Annotated in this window: 4 protein-coding genes; 1 reads left to right on the top strand and 3 read right to left on the bottom strand. The window is 27.2% G+C overall.

All coding sequences use genetic code 11. The annotated features are described in order from the left end of the window. Positions 1-206: 206 nt before the first annotated feature. Positions 207-383 (bottom strand): hypothetical protein, encoded by a 177-nt coding sequence (locus ACRDDY_RS07985; protein ID WP_438564422.1) that lies wholly within the window; start codon positions 381-383, stop codon positions 207-209. Between the two features lie 265 nt (positions 384-648). Here ACRDDY_RS07985 and ACRDDY_RS07980 point away from each other — a divergent pair, with 265 nt between their 5' ends. After that, positions 649-732, top strand: a complete 84-nt coding sequence (locus tag ACRDDY_RS07980; protein WP_438564423.1) for a putative holin-like toxin — start codon at positions 649-651, stop codon at positions 730-732. 155 nt (positions 733-887) lie between these two features. On the opposite strand, the gene tsaA is transcribed toward ACRDDY_RS07980, so the two are convergent. Then, positions 888-1,343, bottom strand: coding sequence for a tRNA (N6-threonylcarbamoyladenosine(37)-N6)-methyltransferase TrmO (gene tsaA, locus ACRDDY_RS07975; RefSeq protein WP_438564421.1), 456 nt, complete (start codon positions 1,341-1,343; stop codon positions 888-890). 211 nt (positions 1,344-1,554) lie between these two features. Continuing rightward, positions 1,555-1,804, bottom strand: a 250-nt coding sequence (locus ACRDDY_RS07970; protein ID WP_438564420.1) for a MazG-like family protein, incomplete at its 5' end; no start/stop codon positions are given.

Raw genomic sequence — 1,804 nt, 5'->3', positions numbered from 1 at the left:
TATCTCCATCATAACTCTCCCCCCTTTTATTATCTTTATAATTTATTTTAAAATAAAATCCCAATAAAAATATTTTATTCTAAATGTAAAGATATATAAACCTTAAGAATTATTCATATATAAAAATAAGCCAAAACTTATTTAGTTTTAGCTTAAAAATAAAAACAACTAACAATAAATTCAGTTGTTTTTATAATCTAATATATTTAATTATTTTTATTTTCTTTTCTCAACTTTTTAATTTCCTCTATATCTAAACCAGTCTTAGCTACAATTGTTTCATCATCTAAAATATCTAATAAATTTTTTGCTACTTCTAATTTACCTCTTTTTTCTGCATTTTCTTCCATTTCCTTAATAATAAATGCATTGTTAGCAACCATTTTTATAACCTCCTCTTTACTTGCTTCTAATACCTCAGTGGCTTTTATAGCCAATCTTTCTTCAGTAGTATTTCTAATCCAATGTTTTATTGCCTTTAATTCTTCATTTAAATATTTAAATAAAATTTTTAGATATTATTATTATTTGTTAGCCTATAACCATAAAGTATTTTTATGAATTTTTAAACATTGAATTGAATACGAGCTACTAGTATCACTTTACCTCTTGTTAAAGAGATAGATACACGTGAGTAACGATACATTAATGTTACTATTTGCAGCTGGTATATTCTTAATAGCATTATTAACATTTATAGTGTTACTTATAGAAAAACTCTCAAAAAAATAGTAGCCCCGAGTCGCAATTGGAATCTACTATTTTTTAACTATATTAAATTATAATGATACCAGTTGCCTAAGCAACTAGAATTGTATAAGTAGAGTGTTAGCGCACTCTACTTTTTTATTTTCTGCATTTCTTATTTATATTATATCAAATTTTTATTAAAAATAATGTTTCATCAACCTATTAACCCATTCTGGTACAATAGCTCCTACTTTACAATCATATACTGGATAATATGGTTTAATATCTAAAATAGGCGTACCATCAATAGCATCTAAACCTTGTATAATTAAAACATCATCAGAAGTAGATATTATTTTAACCGATGTCATCCCTATTTGATTTGGTCTATCTTTGCCCCTTTGTGAAAATATACCTACAAGTGGCATATCATCTCTATTTTGTGGTTTACGCTGTATATGTTTATCTTTATCAAATTTAGCTTTATCTAAATAGTATATAATAATCGCATGGGAAAAATCGCTTAACCCAGTTAATCCCCCAACATATTGTTTTTCTAATGATATTTTAGATATATCATCGCCCCATGATTTATCTTTTCTATTTTGAACATCATTACTTACATATCCAATTGGCGTTAAATTTATCTGCATTTTACTTGCCCTCTATCATTTTTTACTTGAAATTTATCCATTCTTATACTATAACATATTTTGTAAATATATTATTACTTATGATACTGTATTTCACCTTTAAAACCATCCTTAGTCTAGTTATTTCCAAACCTTAGACTAAAACCCTCATTTACTTGTGGTACGGTTCACTACACCTAATTCTAAATCCATTCCTAAAAACATTCCTATTTTAAAGTTCTGTATACTTCTTACTTATTCCCTTAGCTTTCTCCACAGGATACTTCTCTTCATTTTTATCCATCTTCTTCTCTATTACTTCCTCTATATTAACCCCTATAGCATCTGCCATATGTAAACAATAGACCATTACATCTGCTAGTTCTTCCCCCACTGCTTCTTTATCATAGTTATTATCCCAAAGGAAATGTTCTAGTAGTTCACCAGCTTCAATACTTATTGCTTTAGCTAAATTTTCTGGG

The sequence above is a fragment of the Clostridium sp. genome, assembly GCF_051656525.1.
Taxonomy (GTDB): domain Bacteria; phylum Bacillota; class Clostridia; order Clostridiales; family Clostridiaceae; genus Clostridium.
This window is presented reverse-complemented; position numbering and strand designations above follow the sequence as displayed.

What these genes read in the sequence shown, in the direction of transcription:
- ACRDDY_RS07985 (WP_438564422.1), bottom strand. Translation starts at nt 383, where the DNA reads ATGGTTGCTAACAATGCATTTATTATTAAGGAAATGGAAGAAAATGCA.
- tsaA (WP_438564421.1), bottom strand. Translation starts at nt 1,343, where the DNA reads ATGCAGATAAATTTAACGCCAATTGGATATGTAAGTAATGATGTTCAA.
- ACRDDY_RS07980 (WP_438564423.1), top strand. Translation starts at nt 649, where the DNA reads ATGTTACTATTTGCAGCTGGTATATTCTTAATAGCATTATTAACATTT.